At 70.1% G+C, this 18,603-nt stretch carries 17 protein-coding genes and 1 pseudogene; 6 read left to right on the plus strand and 12 right to left on the minus strand.

All coding sequences use genetic code 11. The features are described 5' to 3' along the window. Positions 1-37 precede the first annotated feature (37 nt). The 3 genes from ACZ56U_RS23330 to ACZ56U_RS23340 all read left to right on the plus strand — a co-directional run bounded on the left by ACZ56U_RS23330 (position 38) and on the right by ACZ56U_RS23340 (position 2,969). Positions 38-700, plus strand: coding sequence for an HAD family hydrolase (locus tag ACZ56U_RS23330; RefSeq protein WP_469085921.1), 663 nt, complete (start codon positions 38-40; stop codon positions 698-700). Positions 701-960: 260 nt separating this feature from the next. Beyond that, positions 961-2,163 carry a cytochrome P450 gene (locus ACZ56U_RS23335; protein WP_469085922.1) on the plus strand — a complete coding sequence of 401 codons (1,203 nt, stop codon included), beginning with the start codon at positions 961-963 and terminating at the stop codon, positions 2,161-2,163. 257 nt (positions 2,164-2,420) lie between these two features. Beyond that, positions 2,421-2,969 (plus strand): IS3 family transposase, encoded by a 549-nt coding sequence (locus ACZ56U_RS23340; RefSeq protein ID WP_469085923.1) that lies wholly within the window; start codon positions 2,421-2,423, stop codon positions 2,967-2,969. 598 nt (positions 2,970-3,567) lie between these two features. Here the strand turns inward: ACZ56U_RS23340 and ACZ56U_RS23345 are convergent. Then, positions 3,568-3,990, minus strand: a complete 423-nt coding sequence (locus ACZ56U_RS23345) for a hypothetical protein (RefSeq protein ID WP_469085924.1) — start codon at positions 3,988-3,990, stop codon at positions 3,568-3,570. 170 nt (positions 3,991-4,160) lie between these two features. Between ACZ56U_RS23345 and ACZ56U_RS23350 the strand changes: the two are divergent. Then, positions 4,161-4,342, plus strand: a pseudogene (locus tag ACZ56U_RS23350) (IS5/IS1182 family transposase); the annotation flags it as partial. Between the two features lie 391 nt (positions 4,343-4,733). Here ACZ56U_RS23350 and ACZ56U_RS23355 read toward each other — a convergent pair. The 5 genes from ACZ56U_RS23355 to ACZ56U_RS23375 form a co-directional block, all read right to left on the minus strand. Then, on the minus strand, positions 4,734-5,450 hold the full coding sequence (locus tag ACZ56U_RS23355; RefSeq protein ID WP_469085925.1) for a SecDF P1 head subdomain-containing protein: 717 nt from the start codon (positions 5,448-5,450) through the stop codon (positions 4,734-4,736). After that, a complete protein-coding gene (locus tag ACZ56U_RS23360; RefSeq protein ID WP_469085926.1) occupies positions 5,447-5,995 on the minus strand; it encodes a SigE family RNA polymerase sigma factor in 549 nt (182 codons plus the stop codon). The genes ACZ56U_RS23355 and ACZ56U_RS23360 overlap by 4 nt, the downstream gene beginning before the upstream one ends. A gap of 469 nt (positions 5,996-6,464) precedes the next feature. Beyond that, positions 6,465-7,811, minus strand: a complete 1,347-nt coding sequence (locus ACZ56U_RS23365; RefSeq protein WP_469085927.1) for an FG-GAP and VCBS repeat-containing protein — start codon at positions 7,809-7,811, stop codon at positions 6,465-6,467. A gap of 573 nt (positions 7,812-8,384) precedes the next feature. Beyond that, positions 8,385-8,621, minus strand: coding sequence for a hypothetical protein (locus ACZ56U_RS23370; RefSeq protein WP_469085928.1), 237 nt, complete (start codon positions 8,619-8,621; stop codon positions 8,385-8,387). Between the two features lie 336 nt (positions 8,622-8,957). Further along, complete coding sequence (locus tag ACZ56U_RS23375) at positions 8,958-9,932, minus strand: LLM class flavin-dependent oxidoreductase (protein ID WP_469085929.1); 975 nt, start codon at positions 9,930-9,932, stop codon at positions 8,958-8,960. An 85-nt stretch (positions 9,933-10,017) separates the two neighbouring features. Between ACZ56U_RS23375 and ACZ56U_RS23380 the strand changes: the two genes are divergently transcribed. Beyond that, entirely contained in the window at positions 10,018-10,797 is a 780-nt protein-coding gene (locus ACZ56U_RS23380) for a helix-turn-helix domain-containing protein (RefSeq protein ID WP_469085930.1), read from the plus strand. On the opposite strand, the gene ACZ56U_RS23385 is transcribed toward ACZ56U_RS23380, so the two are convergent. Then, complete coding sequence (locus ACZ56U_RS23385; RefSeq protein WP_469085931.1) at positions 10,776-11,198, minus strand: hypothetical protein; 423 nt, start codon at positions 11,196-11,198, stop codon at positions 10,776-10,778. The genes ACZ56U_RS23380 and ACZ56U_RS23385 overlap by 22 nt on opposite strands. A 343-nt stretch (positions 11,199-11,541) precedes the next feature. Between ACZ56U_RS23385 and ACZ56U_RS23390 the strand changes: the two genes are divergently transcribed. After that, complete coding sequence (locus ACZ56U_RS23390) at positions 11,542-12,354, plus strand: thioesterase II family protein (RefSeq protein ID WP_469085932.1); 813 nt, start codon at positions 11,542-11,544, stop codon at positions 12,352-12,354. Between the two features lie 166 nt (positions 12,355-12,520). Here the strand turns inward: ACZ56U_RS23390 and ccrA are convergent, their stop codons facing one another. From ccrA to ACZ56U_RS23415, 5 genes are all read right to left on the minus strand, one after another. After that, positions 12,521-13,867 (minus strand): crotonyl-CoA carboxylase/reductase, encoded by a 1,347-nt coding sequence (gene ccrA, locus ACZ56U_RS23395; protein WP_469085933.1) that lies wholly within the window; start codon positions 13,865-13,867, stop codon positions 12,521-12,523. 250 nt (positions 13,868-14,117) lie between these two features. Beyond that, the gene (locus ACZ56U_RS23400; protein ID WP_469085934.1) at positions 14,118-15,677 is read right to left on the minus strand and encodes an MFS transporter; all 1,560 of its coding nucleotides are present in this window, start codon (positions 15,675-15,677) and stop codon (positions 14,118-14,120) included. Beyond that, on the minus strand, positions 15,674-16,210 hold the full coding sequence (locus tag ACZ56U_RS23405; RefSeq protein WP_469085935.1) for a GbsR/MarR family transcriptional regulator: 537 nt from the start codon (positions 16,208-16,210) through the stop codon (positions 15,674-15,676). Before ACZ56U_RS23405 ends, ACZ56U_RS23400 begins: the two co-directional genes overlap by 4 nt. A 123-nt stretch (positions 16,211-16,333) precedes the next feature. Then, positions 16,334-17,752 (minus strand): FAD-dependent oxidoreductase, encoded by a 1,419-nt coding sequence (locus tag ACZ56U_RS23410; protein ID WP_469085936.1) that lies wholly within the window; start codon positions 17,750-17,752, stop codon positions 16,334-16,336. A gap of 50 nt (positions 17,753-17,802) precedes the next feature. Further along, positions 17,803-18,585, minus strand: a complete 783-nt coding sequence (locus ACZ56U_RS23415; RefSeq protein ID WP_469085937.1) for a thioesterase II family protein — start codon at positions 18,583-18,585, stop codon at positions 17,803-17,805. Positions 18,586-18,603: the final 18 nt, after the last annotated feature.

Here is an 18,603-nt window from a genome sequence, read left to right on the forward strand (position 1 = left end):
TCGCGCAGCACACCATCTCCCCAGGAAGCACATCAGCATGCCCAAACCCATGCCCATGATCTGGTTCGACTTCGGCGGGGTTCTCTCACCGCCCCTCGACGACCTGTACGACGACTACCACCGAAAGACGGGGATCACACCCGACCAGCTCAAAACCGCCATGAAGGATGTCGCGGCGGAGATGAACATGCCGACGCTGGCCCCCGTCGAACTCGCCGTCATCACCGAGGCGGAGTGGGGCCGCGGCCTGGCCCGAGCCCTGACCCGCAGGCACCCCGGCATCGACCTGTCCCGCGCACGGCTGGAGACCTTCGGCGAGCAGTGGTTCGACGGCGTCGTCGCCAACCCCCTCATGGTGTGCGCGCTGCGCTACGCCCGGGACAACGGCTTCCGCGTCGGGATTTTGTCGAACAATGTCGTGGAGTGGGAGCCCTACTGGCGGCCCATCGTGGAGCCCGCCGGAGAGGTGGACTGCCTCATCGACTCCTGCAAGGTCGGCGTCCGCAAGCCCGACCCGAGGATCTTCGACCTCGCCGCGAAGACGGCCGAAGCCGAACCCGGCGACTGCGTCCTCATCGACGATCTCGCCGAGAACTGCGAGGCCGCCCGATCCCGGGGATGGCAGACCGTGCACTTCCGCGACAACGCCCAGGCCCTCGACGAACTGCGCCGCGTCACCGGCCTGCCCAGCATCCTCTGACCCCCCGCCCGCCTCGCGGCAGACGTGTCCGGCCATAAGGCCGGGTCCACCGGCCCCGCCCAGCCCGGGCCTGCGACGAACGGCGCCGGATCACCGGCCTGCCCCGCTTCGTCCGACATCCCCGCCTGCCCCGCGCGGCACACGTGTCCGGCCGAGAGCCGAGTTCACCGGCCCGCCGCATACGGCAGCGGGAGTCCCGCGCCGAACCGCCGGACGGTTCCTTCCCCGCCGACTTCCCCGCCGACGAAACGAGATCCGTCATGACCACCAGCACCGCCCCGGCCGTCACGGTCGCGGACATACCCCACCTGGACGCATCACCCGTCTACACCCTGCGGCCGGACCGCTCCGCCGGTGGCCTGCCGCAGGTCACCCTGCCCAGCGGGCACGCCGCCGTGCACCTGACCCGCTACCGGGACGTCCACAAGGTGCTCACCGACCCGACGTTCGCCCGAGCCCGCACCAACGTCGAGGACGGCCCCAGCTTCCTCCCCACGACGATGCCTCCGGAACTGCTGCTCAACCTCGACACACCGGACCACGCACGGATGCGCGGCTTCGTCACCGCGGACTACAGCGCCGCCGGTGTGGAGCGACTGCGTCCCACCGTCGAAGCGGTCATCGACGACCGGTTCGCCGCCCTGCGCTCGCAGGACAGCCCCGACCTGTTCCGTACCGTCCTCGACCCCTTCCCCGTGACGGTCAACTGCCACTTCCTGGGCCTGCCGCTGGACGACATCGCCTACTTCCGGCAGTACTCCCTTACCGTCCAGATGGCGTCCAGCGACGACGTCCCCCTCCTGCTCGACCACTTCTGGAAGATCTATCACTACGTCACCGACCTGGTCACCGGTGCCCGTCCGGTCAGCCCCGACGGCCTGGTCGCCCGGTTCGTCGCCGGACGCGACCGCGCGGAACCCCCGCTGACCGACAAGGAACTGGTGGGCCTGCTGCTCGGCTCCGTCCTCGGTGCGGACCAGAACGTGCTGTCGTTCCTCACCAAGGCCGTCTACGTCCTGCTCTGCTCCCCGCGACTGTGGCAGCGGCTGGTCGACGAACCCGACATCGCACCCCGGCTGGTGGAGGAACTGCTCCGGCTCATACCGCTCGGCACCATCTCCACCTTCCCCCGGGTCGCCACCCGCGACCTGGAGACGAGCGGCGGCCTCGTCCGCGAGGGGGACGTCGTCTACGCGGACGCCTTGGCGGCCAACCGCGACCCTGAGGCCTTCCCCGAGCCGGAGGTCATCGACCCGGACCGCCAGGGCAAGCGCCACCTCCAGCTGGGCTACGGCATGCACCACTGCATGGGTGCCGCGCTGACCCGCCTGGAGATCACCACGCTGCTCACCCGCCTGGCCCGCGAGTTCCCCACGCTGTCCCTCGACGCCGACCCCCAGACCCTGCCCTGGGACCACGGCACCCTGCTGCGCCGCCCCACCTCACTCCCGGTGCGCTGGTAACCGCCCGGCAGGACCGCGGCCGGCCCCGGCTCCGCCGTCGGGAACGGAAGACAACGAACTCGGTGCCCCATGCCTTGGTCTGGGGCACCGAGCTGTGAGGCCCATTCGCCGCACCCCGAGCGGCGGACCGCTGAGAAACCACCCTTGAACTCCGGTGGGCGTCCCCGCCGTTGATGAGTTGGGATCCTTGGCCTCCGGCCGGGTGGAGGTGAGCGCGTGAGTGTCGAGGAGCGCGTGAACCGGTCCAGCTACTCCAAGTGGCTCGCCGGCGCCAGGACCGGGTCCTGGCTGAGACGATCCGTCAGGTCCACCGCAAGTCCGGCGGCGCCGACGGCTCCCCACGGGTGACCACCGAGCTCCGCAGGAGAGGGCGGCGGGTCAACGAAAAGCGGGTCACCCGGATCATGCGGACGTTCTCCATCACCGGCATCCGCCTGCGCAGACGCGCGGCGCACCACCGTCCCGGACCGGGGCGCAAATACACGGGCGGCATCACGTACCTCCCCCTGGTGAACGGGGAGTTCCTCTACCTGGCGAGCGCGCTGGACTGCTTCAGCCGCAAGGTCGTCGAATGGTCCAGCGACGGCCACGGGGCCCAGTACGGCCCCCTGGGCTTCGCCGATCTCTGCGACCAGTTCGGGGTGCCCCGGTCGATGGGCGCGGTCGGCAGTAGCGCCGACAACGCGGCCTGCGAAAGCTTCCACGCATCCCTGAGACGCGAGACCCTCCACTGCCCACCTTCGCGGGGGAAGGCCCACCCTCGCGGCCTTCGTCGTGGTCACCTGCACCTTGGTCGGAGTACATGATCAGACGAAGGCCGCCCCCCCCGTCCGGCGAAATCCCCACGCGAGCGAATCCGTTTGAGGCGCCATTCGAGCCCGTGGCACCATGTACCGCATGACGACGAACCGAAAGGTCCATGCCGCGTAAACGGCCAGGACAGATCCGTGCTGGCGTCCCCGGCAGCCACCTGACAACCGGTACAAGGCCAGTCATCGACGGCCTTTCTTCGCGTGCACTGTCCGAGATCGCGCGTCTCGAGCACACCCGCAACTATCTGCAGCCAGGCGATGTCAGCACAGCTGTGGGCCTGTGGAAGAACTACGTCCACCAGCCCGAGCGGGATCTGTGGCACGACTACGAGTGGGGCAACGTGCACTGGTACTGCTGCGGAGACCCCCTCGAAGCCCGAGCCCTCCTCGACACCGTGATGCAGGCCATATCACCCCGAAGTGCCCGCGAATTGCGCAAGGTTGTCAGCCGGTCAGACGCCATCTGGGATCGTCCATCCCCGCCCCATGACGCGGACGATAGATAAAGAGAAATTGCAGAGGGTGTTTTCTGCCGATACTTCGCCCGGAACTGGCATCGTTTCACGGGCGTACGGCGGTCCGCAGCGGGGAGCTACCAAGTGTCGCCTGAGGCTGTTCGGGAGTCGGCCACGAGCTGGTGCGCGTACTCATCCTCAGGACCTAGACACTCAACCGCTTCTTGGGCCTCCTGGAACTGGTCTCTTCCGCACAGCAACTGCACGAGGTGATACAAGGCACCGCTGTCGCCAGCCTCAGCACGGTGGCGCAGCGCTGTGTCGATGCCCCGCTCGTAAAGCGATCTGTTGAGCCGCCGGCGTGCGTGGACATCTGTGATCGCGAGTTCGGCGAGTTGGTCGAATCGCTCCGCACGAACGAGCAGATCCATGTGCCACAGATGGTTGTCGTGCGCGAGGAAATCAGTGGAGAAGCACTCGGCACGAGCGCTCACCAGCAAGATAGCCGCATCCCAATCACCGGCCTGCTCTGCCGCTTGTACCTGCTCACGCCATTCCACAGGGCGAGTATCGCGCAGCGCCTCCCACAACAACACCGAGAATCCGTACCAGCGGGGATCCTTCGGCCGACTCCGAGGTGGGCATGTGATGGTGCTTCAGGCTCCTCGCCAGGTTGGTGTGGACTCGTGGGTGAGGCGGCGGGTCATGAGATCGATCATCGCAATGTGGGTGGGATCGGCTCTCGACAGGCCAACGCGCGGTCAACACCGCGCACGCCCGCATCCGGGCCTCGGTGAGCAAACCATGGCGACCCTGAAGACCTGACGCCTGCTGCGGAAACTCCGCTGCAGCACCACCCGGGTCGCCAGGCTCGTCCAAGCCGTCCTCACCCTCCAACTGATCTGCTCAAACTGCGGTGGGCAAAGGCTCAGTCCGAACCGACTGGTCTCGCCGCCCTGTACAGAAGCCAGTTGATGATCGCCGTTCGACCGTTGCATGATCGAGGCGTTGTTCCTCGTATCACCGCTGAGGACTCGCCATACGGCGCGCTTCGCTCGCCCCCTTCGCGAGCGTGCAGTTCAGCTGGTCGCCGCGGGCCTCGGCGACCACTGGTTCAGCCGGGATTGCGCGCCGTACGGCTGGCATCACGGCGAGCGCGTGGAGTACCTCCTGACCGAGGCACTCCCAATGCTCGGATTCATGCTCTTCGGCGTCCTGTTCTGGACGCTGGGCAGGCCGCGCTCAGGGCGGAGGCAGGCCGGCATTAGCCCGCCCTGGGTGACTCAGTGGCCTGCACCGGCTGTCAGTTCGGGTCCAGCCGGTGGGCGAGGTCGTGGGCGGTGGCGCCGGTGAGGTCTCCGACGTAGGTTCCGACGATCTCGATGCGGCCGCCGGTGATCGACGAGGTCACGGAGGGGGTGCCCCAGAGTTTGCCGTCGATGACGATGGCGATTTCGTTGCGTGGGGTTGGGGCCGACGCGATCGAGCCGGTGAGGGCGGCGAAACGGGTTCGGTCGGCGGAGGCGAGAGTCACCTCGACCCGCCAGGTGCCGTCGGCACCGCTCTTGTCGGCCTTCGCGGAGGCGACCTGGACGTCGGTCATGCCTCTGGCCCGGTCGGCCTGGACGCAGGACTCCGGGTGGGTCGCGCTCGCGGGCACGGGGTAGCCGCCGCTGCCCTGGGCGCAGGCGTGCTCGTTGGACGAGGTGACCGGCAGGAAGGAGATCAGGGCCGCCTTCCCGGTGTTCGTGGTGTCGACCCCTGCGGCAGGCTGACCCACGCGGGCGCGCAGGGTCACGCCGTCCGCGACGGCCACCCCGGCGGTGGCGACCACGACAGCGGCGACGATACCGACACCGGCACGGGTCAGCCGCTGCCGCCGCCGGGCGATCCGCAACGCGCCGTCGGCCAGGCCGACCAGATGGGCGCCGGCGGCATCCCCGCCACTCCCCCGGACCTGAGCGTGCAGGGCGTCGTGCAACGACGTTTCGTGCAGGGGGTGTTCGGTCGAGTCGTTCATGCGACGACGCCCCTTCCGGAGGCGGTGGAGGAGGCGGCCGACTGTCCCGCCTCGGCCAAGGCGGTGCGGAGAGAAGCGAGGGCCTTGTGGGTCTGGCTGCGGACCGTCCCCTGGGCGACACCCAAGATCGCGGCGATCTCCGCGTCCGGTCGGTCCTCGAAGTAGCGCAGCACGACCACCGCACGCTGGCGCTTGGGCAGACGCCGCAGCGCGGCCATGATGTCCTGCCGCTGGACCACGGTGTCGGCCCAGTCGACACCCTGCGCGGACGGCTGGTCCGGCAGGGTGTCGGTGACCGTCTCCCGTCCCCAGCTGCGCAGCCGGAAGCGGTCCACCTGGGCGTGGTAAAGCGCCCGGCGCACGTAGATCTCCGGCTGCTCCCGGTCGCGCAGCTTCGACCAGCGTCGAGCCGTGGCGGCAAGCGCGGTCTGGAGCAGGTCCCGGCCCTGCTCCCAGTCCCCGGTGAGCAGGTAGGCCGTGTGCAGCAGCGATCTCGACCGTGCCGCCACGAACTCGCGGAACTGGCGTTCCTCGTCGGCGTTCAATGCGCCCTCCCTCGTTCCCCTGTAAAGACGGGCGCGAAGGCAGGTTCGACTGCCCCGCCGGCCAGACTTTCTCGCCCCAAGCCCGCCGGGCTCCTCGCAGGGGCGACATGACGGCCACAAACGGTCAGACCGTGGAGCGGCGCAGACGCATCGCCTACACCGAGACCAGCCTGCTCAGTCCCCCTCCACCACGCCCCCCGATGACCAAGGCGGAAGGCGCCTGGGTCCGCGCGCACGCCTGGACCAGGGGACTGCGCAAAAATCGACGCTGGGGGCGCTGCCCCCGGACCCCCGCCATGGGTACGGCTCTCGGCGTTGCTGTCGGGGCTCCGTCCCCTGTCCCCCGAACGGGGCCCGGTGCAGGGGCGAAGCCCCGTTTCAGGGGCGCGGGGAACTGCGCGAGCGGCCACGCCGCGGCCGCACTCGTACGAACAAGGCGAACGCCCAGACAGCTGCGCGGCGGCCGGGCCTACTGGAGCATGCCCCAGATGAGGTCGGTGTCGGCGTCGGTCACACCGTTCGTGGTGACGCCGGACGACGTGCCGGGGAAGCGCAGCGAGCCGTTGATGGCGCCGATGTAGAGGTCGGCCTTGCCGTCGCGGTTGGTGTCGCGGAGGCGGACCGCGTCGCCGAAGCAGTCGTTCCATGCGACGTCGCCGGGGACGCCGGCGGTGTTGCGGGCGAGCCACTGGGAGTTGGTGCCGGTGATCCCGCTCGCGCTGCCGCGCAGGACGTGAACGCCGCCCTCGGTCGTCTCCTGGCTGATCTTCTCTCCGTAGACACCGATCGCGAGGTCCTTGTAGCCGTCGCCGTTGATGTCGGCGGCCGAGACGGAGGAGCCGAACGAGTCGCCGGACTCTGGGGTGCCGGCGACGTTGGTGGTGGCCTGCGTGATACGGGCGGCGGTGGCGGGGCCGGTGGAGGAGCCGTACCAGATGGACACCCGGCCCTGGTAGTTGTTGTACATCTGGCTGCCCGCCGCGAGGTCCCCGTAGCCGTCCTTGTTGAAGTCGGCGATCACCGCCTCGCTGGGGTCGCCGTAGTCCGTGACGAGGCGCAGGGTCTTGCCCGCGCTGAGCGCGGAGCCGCCCTTGATGAACCACGCGTCCGTGCCGAAGTTGTCGAGCTCGTCGGTGATTCCGATGATCACCAGATCGGTCTTGGAGTCCCCGTTCATGTTGCCCGAGACCAGGGACGTGGGCGCGAATCTCGTCGTCTTGTCGTGGCTGGTGACCGAGCCTGCCACACCGGTGCGCGTGATGCTGCGGTAGACGTAGACCTTGCTCCCGCTGATCGCGGCCAGGTCCTTCTTGCCGTCCCCGTTGAAGTCCCCGGCGGCGAGGTCGCGGCCGAAGCGGGCGTTCGACACCTTGGCGCCGGCGTTGGGGATCGCGGTGCCGCCCGAGAGGCCGCTCGCGCTTCCCCACAGGATGACGACGCCGCCCTCGTCCTTGCGTCCGTCGACGTCCTCGCGCGACACCGACACGGCGAGGTCCCCGTATCCGTCGGCATTGAAGTCGGCGGGCACCCGGACATCGCCGAACTGGTCCTCCGTCTCGTCGGCGCCGGGGACACCGGGGCTGTCCTGGGTGATCAGCTGGGTCTGGGTGCCGGGACCGGAGGCGGTACCGAAGGTGATCTGGACGCCGCCGCCCTTGCTGTACTGCTCGTAGGTGTAGCTGGCGTAGTCGCGGTAGCCGTCGCCGTTGAAGTCGTCCGCGTACTTGGCCGCCGCCGCACTGGCGGGAGATGCCGTGAGGACGGGGGCGAGGGACGCCACGAGAAGTGCCGCGCAGGCTGCGGGGCGAATGCGCATGAAATGTCTCCTGATGTTTCTATGCGACCGCTCCTGTGCCGATTGATGCCTAAGAGACCACAGAGACAGGAGCGGTTGATGATCAGGAGACAGTCCGACGGGGGAAAAGGTTGCACACGGCGGAGCCTTGTTTCGGTGGCTGTCGACGGTGCCCACGTGGGGCTCGAAGGCCCGCACCGGCCCGGGCGAGACTGATGGGCAAGAGCGTGCGGCTGGTGGAGGAGTTCGAAGGGGGCCGCCGCCAGGCAGAGCCGCGGCTCTCGATCGTTCGACCTGCCGCCCTGCGTCTCGACATCACGCTGGAACGTCTGCTGACCGATCCCGTCGGCACCGGGTGCGTCGGAGTAGGCGAGGTCGAAGCCGTGCGCCGTGCCTTGTACCGACACGACGTCAGCACCGGCTCCTGTGACAACTCGTCCGTCGATCCACGCCCCGTCGATCAGCTACGCCGCTCGGTCGCCCACGCGCATCTTGGCTTCCAGGCCGGGCGTTTCTCCCCGGTGATCAGGTATGTCCCCCAAGGGGAACTACACCCAACTCAGGAACGCCCCAGCGGCGACCACCGCATGCTCGCTACTCGGCGCACCGCACCGCCCTCTTCACGTCAAGTTCCACTCCGGCCCGCATCGCGCCCTGCTCTTTCGCGTGCTCGGTGACCGCGACCTGTACGTCTCGGGTGAGGTCGCGCCACGTCTGCCACGCGGTCTCGTAAGCGGGCGGGTCGCCTTGATCGCGTAGGGCTTGCACGGCGGCGTGCGCTTGGTCAGCGGCGCGTTGCTTGTCCAGGAGTTCCTCGAAGGTGTGTGTCACGTAGGGACCTTAAGCCGTGCGGCACTGAGCACGTCGCCGCGACCTGCACAGCAGGGGACTCGCTCGTGGCCTTCTCGTCCGGGCGGAGTAGCCAAGGGGGGAACGACGACAGCGGTGCCCTCCGCGCTGCGAGGGCCAGGCTCTTTGACCAGCCGTGGATGGGGCAGCCGGGCTCGACCGCGACCGTGCGCGGGTCTGGACCGTGAGCGTGGCGGAGACCTTGCTCAGGTGGTGACCAGGCAAGGCAGGTGCTGTGTCGACAGGGGGCGAGTCTGCATCCGATGCGGGCCATGACCGTCTCGCAGGCGGGCGCGTCACCGGCCTGCCCATTGAGGCTCAGGAGCTTTCCGAGGTGGCGGCGTGAGCCGCTGCCGCTTGGACGGCGGGGATCAGGTCTGCGATCCGTTCGAGCTGGTCGCGCTGGGAGTACAGGTCCAGGGCACCGAGGCGGGCCACGATGTGCCGAGCACCGGCGGCGACGTACTGTCCCAGGTGCTCAAGCACCTGGTCCGTGGAGCCGGTGACCACTGCCTGGATCTTTTCCAGCTCCTCCAGTGGCATGCCGTATGTGGCCCGCGCGTAGTCGTCCAGTGCCCGACGGCCGCTCTCGATGTCGTTGTCGATCCGTACCGAGACGAACAGTGCGGGGGTGATGTCCTCAACCTCGCGTCCTGCTTCGGTCGCCGCCTTGTGGACGTTGTGGAGGCCGGACGCGTAGTCGGCGGGGTCAGGCGGGTAGGGCAGCCATCCGTCGTACAGTCGGCCAGTGCGGGCCAGTGCTGCGGGGGACGCGCCGCCGAGCCAGATGGGCGGGCCGCCGGCTCGGGGCGGCCTGGTCGTGGGCGGGACGTCATCGAACCGGAGGATCTCGCCGTGGAAGGCGTCGGCTCCGTCCCACAGGGCCCGCCACAGTGCCACGGTCTCGTCCAGGCGGGCGAAGCGCCTTTCCCACGGCAGCTCGGACAGGGTGTAGAGGGGCCGCCCGAAGCGGCCGGGGAAGCCCGCGCCGACGGTCACGGTGAGCCGGCCACCGGACATCAGATCGATCGACGCGAGTGCCTGCGCGGCCTGGATCGGCCGACGGAGGAACGGCATCAGTGCCGCTGTGCCCAGTGTCACGGTCTCGGTCACCGGGGCAAGTGCGGCCAGCATCGTGAGCGCCTCGATGCGTGGGCTGATGAGAGAATCGTTGGCGAAGAGCGAGGAGAAGCCCGAGCGTTCGGCGCAGCGGCCGAAGGCAATCAGCTCGCGCGGGTCGCCGGCAGGGCCCCACTGGGCGGTTCCGGTCGGGAGCAGTACACCGATGTTCATGCGGCAAGGTTCACGACCGGTACGAGTGGCGACAATTCCCTGCGGGGAATGGCCTGGGACCCTGCGCCACCGTTACAACAGGCCCGTGGACTTCCCTCGTACGCTTCGTGAACGTCGTACCCGCCGTCATGTCAGCCAGCTCGATCTGGCGCTGCGAGCGGGCACCACCCAGCGCCACCTCAGCTTCATTGAATCCGGCAGGTCCGTCCCGGGCCGGAACATGGTCGTGCGCCTGGCCGAGTCGCTGCAGCTGCCGCTGCGGGAGCGCAATGAGCTGCTGCTGGCCGCCGGGTACGCGCCCGCCTACCCGGAGAGCTCACTGGACGATCCGGTGCTGGCCCCCGTGCGTACTGCGATCGACCACATCCTGCGCGGGCATCTGCCGTATCCGGCGCTGGTGGTGGACCGGGGCGGTGACCTGATCGCCGCGAACTCCGCTTTCGACCTGATCACCGAGGGCGTGGCTGACGAGCTGGTGGGTCCGGGCACGAATATCTACCGCTTGGCGCTGCATCCTGACGGACTGGCTCCGCGCATCCTCAATCTCGCCGAGTGGGCACGCCACATCCTGGTGCGCCTTGGCCATCTGGAGGAGTTGCGCGCCGAGCTCACCGGGTACGTTCCCGAGCTGGAGCCGTCCGCCGGGCAACTCGGTTTCGCGGTGCCACTCCGCCTGCGGTCCTCGTACGGTGAGCTCCGCCTGATGACGACCGTGACAACCTTCGCGACCGCCGTCGACGTGACGCTTGCCGAGCTGAAGCTGGAGGCGTTCCTGCCGGCCGACCCGGCGACTGCCGAGGCTCTCTCAGCAGCCGCCGGGGCAAGGGCTTGTGCTGCCGCCGCTCAGGAGCCCGGGAACATGTAGTCCGTCTTGATGCGGCCGTTGTCGTCGAGTACGAGGATGTCCGAACCACCACCCATCACGTCGCCAGTTGCGCTGGACACCGCCTCCCAGCCGATCCTGACCACGCCATCAAGACGTATCGCACCGGGGCGCGCCCGGAACGCGAACCCCTGTTTCTCGACGAACCGCTCGTAGCTTCGCGCCACTCGGGTCTCGATGGCGTCGTATCCCTGTGCCTCCAGAGTCGGGTGGTCGAAGCCGAGTTCCGCGGCGGTCTCCCGTATCTCGGCGGGCGGGTGAAGGATGTGGGTGCCGTCCTCGGCCCAGAGTCGCTCGATGGCGGCGCGGCGCTCTGCGGCATCGGGCACATTCCATTGAGCCATGTAGCGGTCGGCCAGCTGCTGCGGGTCGATCTCGATCATCGTCGTCTCCTTGCCCGGGCAGGTCCATTCGGAGCAGATCCTGCGGGGCACGGCGGAGACCGACAATTCCCTGTAGGGAATGGGACTTTCAGATCCGAGACGACAGCGGTCATGCGCAGTCTCAGTGGAATGATCACTGTGTGAGCAGGCGGAGCGCCTCCGGTTCCCGCGGGTCCGGTCGAAAGGACGGCCTCTACGGCCGCGAACCCCTGTCCTTCCCTTTAGGGGTGGCCGCGCCGGGTCCGCGGTCAGGATTAGGGGTTCGGGCGGGGGCCGGAGCGGCCTAGGCTGGCGCCGTCATGTGGACGGGCCCCGCGGGGCCGCCCGGTGAGGAGTCACGTGGATGAGCACGGACAGGAGCACGGGAACGGGCGCGGCGGACGCCGGGGACACCCTCTGGGTCCGGCGGTTCCACCCGGTGCAGGATGCGGGCGTGCGGGTGGTGTTCCTGCCGCACGCGGGCGGTTCGGCGTCGTTCTTCTTCCCGTTCTCGGCGGCACTGGCCGCCACGGGCCGCGTCGAGGCGCTGAGCGGGCAATACCCGGGGCGCCAGGACCGGCGTGACGAGGCGCCGTTGGAGTCCCTGCCCGAGCTGGCGGACGGCGTCCACCGGGCGCTGCGCGGCTGGGCGGACCGGCCGCTGGTGCTGATGGGGCACAGCATGGGCGCGGTCATCGCCTACGAGGTGGCCCGGATGTTCGAAAGCGAGGGCAACGGCGTGCCGCTCGGCGTGATCTCGTCCGGCCGCAGGGCACCGTCGGTACGCCGGGTGGAGAACGCGCACCAGCTCGGCGACACAGAGTTTCTGGCCGAGGTCCGCTCACTGAGCGGCACCGCGTCCGCTCTCCTGGACGACGAGGAGATCGTGCGGATGATCCTGCCGGGGCTGCGGGCCGACTACAAGGCGGTGGAGACGCACGAGCCGGCGCCCGAGCCGCTGTTGCGCTGCCCCGTCGGGGTGATCACGGGCGACGCGGACCCGCGGGTGACGCCGGAGGAAGCGCAGGCGTGGCGGCGGCACACCACGGGCGGCTTCCACTTCCGGGTCTTCCCGGGCGGGCACTTCTACCTCAACGACCACCAGGCGTCGGTGACGGACACGATCAGCGAGTACGTGGCGGCGTTCGCGAAGGAAACGGCGGCCACCGCGGGCTGACGCCCCCAGCGGGGCGGGACACGGACGGCGCGGCACCACCCTGAGGAGCGGTGGTGCCGCGCCGTCGTACGCGGGCGGCCGCCCGGGAGAAGACGGAGAGCGCCCCGCACCGGCTCGGAGAGCGGCACGGGGCCGGCGTTCCGTCAGGCGGCGCGGCCGGCGGCCGTCAGGAGGTCGGGGTGCGGAAGCGGTTGATGGCGGGCAGGTGCCGTTCGCGCAGTTCGCCGTTCCGTGCGCCGAGACCGGGCTCCGGCGCCAGGCACAGCACGCCGACCTTGCCGGCGTGGCGGTTGCGGTGCACGTCCTGGGTGGCGGTGCCCACGGCGGAGAGCGGATACACGGTGGAGAGCGTGGGGTGGATCATGCCCTTCGCGATGAGGCGATTGGCCTCCCATGCCTCGCGGTAGTTGGCGAAGTGGCTGCCGACGATGCGCTTGAGGGACATCCACAGGTAGCGGTTGTCGTACTCGTGCCGGTACCCGGAGGTGGAGGCGCACGTCACGACGGTGCCGCCGCGCCTGGTCACGTACACGCTGGCGCCGAACGTCTCCCGGCCGGGGTGCTCCACGACGACGTCCGGGTCCTCACCGCCCGTCAGCGCCCTGATCCTGGCGCCGAATCGCTTCCACTCCCGGGGGTCCGGTGTGGACTCGTCCTTCCAGAATCGGTACCCCTCCTCCGCCCGGTCGATGACCAGCTCCGCGCCCATGGAACGCACCAGCTCGGCCTTACGGGCCCCGGAGACCACGCACACGGGAACGGCGCCGCCGTTGAGGGCGATCTGGGTGGCGTACGAGCCGAGCCCGCCCGCCGCGCCCCAGATGAGCACCGTGTCGCCCTGCTTCATCCGGGCGCCGTTGCGCGAGACCATCTGCCGGTACGCGGTGGAGTTCACCAACCCGGACGCCGCGGCCTCCTCCCAAGTGAGGTGGCCGGGCATGGGCATGAGCTGGTTGACCTTCACCAGGGACAGCTCGGCCAGGCCGCCGAAGTTGGTCTCGAAGCCCCAGATGCGCTGCTCGGGGTCGAGCATGGTGTCGTCGTGCCCGTCCGGGGACTGGAGCTCGATGGACAGGCAGTGGGCCACCACCCGATCCCCCGGCTTCCAGCCGCGCACGCCGGGGCCGGTCCGCAGCACCACGCCGGCGAGGTCCGAGCCGAGCACGTGGTACGGCTGGTCGTGCCGGGCGGCGTCGGGGTCGCCGGAGCGGGCGTACCGTTCGAGGAACGTGAAGGTCGGGAGCGGCTCGAAGATGGCGCTCCACACGGTGTTGTAGTTGATCGCGCTGGCCATGACCGCGATCAGCGCCTCGCCGGGGCCAGGCTGCGGGGTCGGCACGTCCTCCACGCGCAGGGACTTGGCCGGGTCCTTGTCCCGGGTCGCGAGGCCCTCGAACATCATGGCGTCGTCCTTGAGGATCACCGCCCCGCGGTACGACTCGGGCACCGGGAGGGCCTCGAAGTCCTCGGGCCGGGCATCGTCGGAGAGTACGGCGCTGACTATGGCTTCCACGAGGTCCCCGATTCTGGCGTGAGAAGTGACTGACCGCCGTCTGCGACTGTAGGGACCACCGACGAGGACCCAGAACCCCTAATCTGCCGGGGCACCCCGTACCCGGCAGGGCCCCTGGCAGGGGTGCGCGGGCATGGTTAGGGGTGCGGTCGCGTACGGGCGGGAGCGCGGGCATGGGGCGGCCGCGGCACCACCGGCGCGAGCCGGCGGTACCGCGGCCTTTTCACGGTCGCCTGAAACGGGGGATTCCTCAGGCGACCGAGCCGGTGGCCCGCGCCCCTTCCGCAGCCTCCCCCTTGGTGTCCTCGGCCGGGACGGCGGCCTGCTTGGGCATGAAGGCGAGGGCGAGCAGCGCGGCGACCAGGGCGATGCCCGAGCAGACGAACAGCAGGGTGTGCATGGCACCCATGAACGCGTCCCTGACCTCCTCGAGGAGTGCCGGGTCGCGGAGCTTGGCGGCGACGGCCACGCCGGTGGAGACACTGCGCCCGGCCGCTTCCTCGACCTGGTCCGAGGTGCCCGGGAGGTCGAGGCCGCCGCGGTAGGCGGAGTTGGCGACGGCGCCGAGCACCGCGACGCCGATCGCGCCGCCGACCTGGCGGAGCGCCTGCACCACGGCCGAGCCGACGCCGCTGCGCTCCTTGGACAGGGAGTTCAGGGCCGCCGCCATGGAGCGGGTCATCGCCAGGCCGAGACCGGCGCCGATGACGACCAGCCAGATCGCGACGTAGCCGTAGCCGGAGTCCGTCTCGGTGGCGGTGCCCATGAACAGGCCGACGCTCACCAGCAGGAAGCCCAGAGCGGGAACGGCGCGCGGGCCGAGCTGTGCCGGCATCTTGTTGATGACGCTGGCCCCGACGAGCAGGCCGCCGATGAGCGGCAGCAACCGCAGGCCGGTGCCGAGCGCGTCGGACCCGAGCACCGCCTGGAAGTACTGCGGCAGGGCGAACATCAGGCCGAACATCGCGAAGCTGACGATGGTGCTCAGGACCGAACCCCACACGAAGCCCCTGCCGCGGAAGAGGCTCAGGTCGACCAGCGGGACCTTGCCCGCCGCGGTGACGCGCAGCTCCCACAGCACGAACAGGCCGATCAGCGCGGCGCCGACGAGCAGCGCCACCGCCGTCTCGGGACTGTCCCAGCCCTTCTCGCCGGCCTCGATGGCGCCATAGGTGAGCGCGGTCAGACCGGCACTGGAGAGCACCACGCCGCCCAGATCGATGGTCACGCGCTCGCTGCTGCGGGACTCGGGCACGAGCTTCGCCACGGCGAGGACACCGAGCAGCACCAGGGGAACGTTGATGAGGAACACCGAGCCCCACCAGAAGTGGTTGAGCAGGGCGCCGCCGATGATGGGGCCGAGCGGCAGGCCGAGCATCTGGGAGACGGCGATGACGCCGATGGCCTTGGTGCGCTCCGCCTCGCCCTCGAAGAGGTTCAGCAGGACGGAGGTGGAGAGCGGCACGAGGAAGGCCGCGGCCAGGCCGAGCACGGCCCGGGCGGCGATCAGCTGCCCGGAGGAGCCGGAGTAGGCACACCACAGGGAGGCGGAACCGAACAGCAGCAGTGCGGCGACCAGGAACTTCTTGCGGCCGAACTTGTCACCCAGCAGTCCGGCGGGCAACAGCACCGCTGCCAGGACCAGGGTGAACGCGTCGACGATCCACTGGAGCTGGCTCGTGGACGCGTTGAGATCGGCGCTCACCGTGGGGAGCGCCACATTGAGGATCGTCGCGTCCACCCCGACCGTCAGCAGGCTGACGCCGATGGCCCCCAGGGCCCACCATTTGCGGCTCTGCTCATCACTCATAACGACATCCCGTCTTCCTCATTCGTCTCGTCCGCCCGGTCGCCGCGGTTGACGGCATCCCAGCGTTTCCACATGGGTTCGGCCTCGGAGTTCAGCCAGGTGAACATGCGATGCGCCTCGCGCATCCTGGCCGCGCGCACCTCGCCCTCCGGAAACAACCCCAGCCCTTCGGCCGTGATGTCCACGAAGGACGTCAGGCTCTCCAGACGCCGCTTGAGGACGCCGGACCACGCGTCCTCCGTGATGCGGTAGTACGTGGCCCGCTCACCGGCGCGGGTGACGGCCTGCACCATGCGGGCCTCGGTGAGCAACCGGAGGGTGGTGGTCAGGGACGCGCGGCTGGCCTGCACGGCTTCGGCGATCTGCGCGGCCGTCTGCTCCGGCGGCTCGCTGATCATCAGCCACGCCATGGTCCTGCCCATGATCGGCGGCCAGCCGGCCTGCTGCATGAACCATGCCGTCACCCGCTCCATCCAGTCGCGGAGCCGCTCCGCGTCGGGATCCTGCTCTATCCCGGCGTCGTCCGACGACATGCTGCAGCACCTCCTGTAGCTCACAGCGAGCTATAGCCGTTTCAGTCATCACTGTAATGACTGAACGAGAAAAGTGGAAGCTCCGGCAACGGTGGCGCGCTGCCGGAGCGGGGATCCGCGCGATCAGTGGCCCGCGGGCACCGCCGTCCGCGCCGCCTCGTACTCGTCGTCGCTCAGCGTCGGCCCGTCGGGCAGGTCGAGCGCGGCGGCCCCGGCCAGTGCCGCGCGCACCTGAGGGGCCTGGAACGCGTCGTCGGCGACGCCCGACAGGGTGTTGACGCGCATCGCGGCCGCGCACACCGCGGCGTCCGCGAGCGCCGCCGTGCCGATCAGGTCGGCCTGGGCGCGCCGCTGCGCCGCGTGCCGGGTCAGCCGCGGGTCGTCGGTGCTGGCGAACACGTCCGGGTAGCAGATGTCCTGGGAGGTGCCCAGCGACCACGGGGTGTCCACGACCGCGCCGACGGCCCGCTGCACGGCCTGGGCGGTGCCCGGCCGCAGTCCGCGTTCGGCCACGGTGGCGCCGAGCACCGCCGCGCTGAGCGCCGCCGCGCTCATCCCGTGCCCGTAGACGGGGTTGAACGCGGCGACCGCGTCCCCCAGCACCACCAGTCCGTCGGGCCACTCCACAAGCCGGTCGTAGTACAGGCGCCGGTTGGCGGTGGAACGGGACGCCTGCACGCCCGTCAGCGGCTCCGCGCGCTCCACCAGGTCGGCGATCAGCGGGTGGCGCAGGGTACGCAGATAAGAGGTGAAGCCCTCCTCGGTGGCCGGCGGCTCGCCACCGCGGGTGCCGGAGAGGGTGACCATCCAGCGGCCGTCCTCGATGGGCAGCAGGATGCCGTTGCGCCCCGGCACTCCGGCGCGGTGGTCGGCGTACACGCTGACCAGCGGGAACTTCTTCCGAGCACCCGGGGGCGCCCGGAACGCCCGGGTGGCGTACGCCATGCCGGAGTCGATGACGTCCTCCTGCACCGGCGGCAGACCGAGCCCGGCGAGCCAGCGTTTCACCGGGGAGCCCCGGCCGGTGGCGTCCACCACGATGTCGGCGTCGAGCACCGACACCGTGCCCTCCCGGCGCGGCTTGTACGTGACGCCGGTGACCGCTTCCGCGCCGCCCCGCAGCCCGATCACGTCGGTGTCGCCCGTCACCGTGATCCGCGGATCCGCAACGGCCTGGTCGCGCACGGTCCAGTCCAGCAGCGAGCGACTGGCGGCGATCATGAACTGGGTCTCGGGGAAGCGCCTCTGCCAGCCGTACGCGGTCAGCGACACCAGGTCCTCGGGGAGCCCGATGCGGTGCGCGCCCGCGTCGAGTAGCCGGTCCGTGGTGCCGGGCAGCAGCGACTCGATGACCCGGGCGCCGCCCGACCACAGCACGTGGGTGTGCCGGGCCTGCGGCACGCCGCGGCGAGGGTCGGCGTTGCCGGGCAGCCGGTCGCGGTCGAACACGGTCACCGCCTCGACGTGACGTGCCAGCGCGGTGGCGGCCAGCATGCCCGCCATGCCCGCGCCCAGGACCACCGCCCGTGTCGTTTCGGACATCGTTCCTCTCACGTTCCTTTCGGGGAAGACGATCGTGTGCGTGCGCGCCGTCAGCCGGCCGTGACGCCGGTCAGGGACTCCGCGACCGCGAGGGCCACCGCGTCCCACCGCGCGGTGAGGTAGAAGTGGTCGCCGGGGAAGGTGCGGAACGTCACCGGGCCCGTGGTCTCCTCCTGCCAGCCGCGCGCCTCCCGCTGTCTGGCCCACGGGTCGCGGTCGCCGAGGAAGACGGCGACGGGGCAGCTCAGCGGGGACCCGGGCTGGTAGCGGTAGCCGTCGACGGCCTTGTAGTCGCCGCGCAGCACGGGCAGGACCATGCCGAGGACGCCGGGGTCGGTCAGCAGGTCGGACGCGGTGCCGCTGAGGTAGCGCAGGTCCGCGACCAGCTCGGCGTCGGTGCGCAGGTGCAGCCGCACGTCGCGGTGCAGGGAGGGCGCGCCGCGTCCGGAGACGACCAGCCCCGCCGGGGGTGTGTCCCCGGGCCGGCACAGCCTGCGGGCGGCCTCCCAGGCCACGAGCGCTCCCATGCTGTGCCCGAACAGCACGAGCGGGGCGTCCCCGGCGTGCCGCAGGGCCTCGGCCACCCGGTCTGCAAGGACCAGCAGGTCGTCGACGAGCGGTTCCGAGCGCCGTTCCTGGCGGCCCGGGTACTGGACCGCGAGCACTTCGAAGGGGGCGTCGGGCAGCGCCTCGAACGCCCTGGCCAGCGGCTGGAAGAAGGTGGCCGAGCCGCCGGCGTGCGGCAGGCAGACGAGCTGGACGCGGCCGCCGCCGGGCCGGGGCGGGGTGTAGCGGGTCAGCCATGCTCCGGCTGCGCGGTCCCAGGGGGTCATGCCATGTGTCCGTTTCTG

The sequence above is a fragment of the Streptomyces sp. NPDC034103 genome (assembly GCF_055575395.1).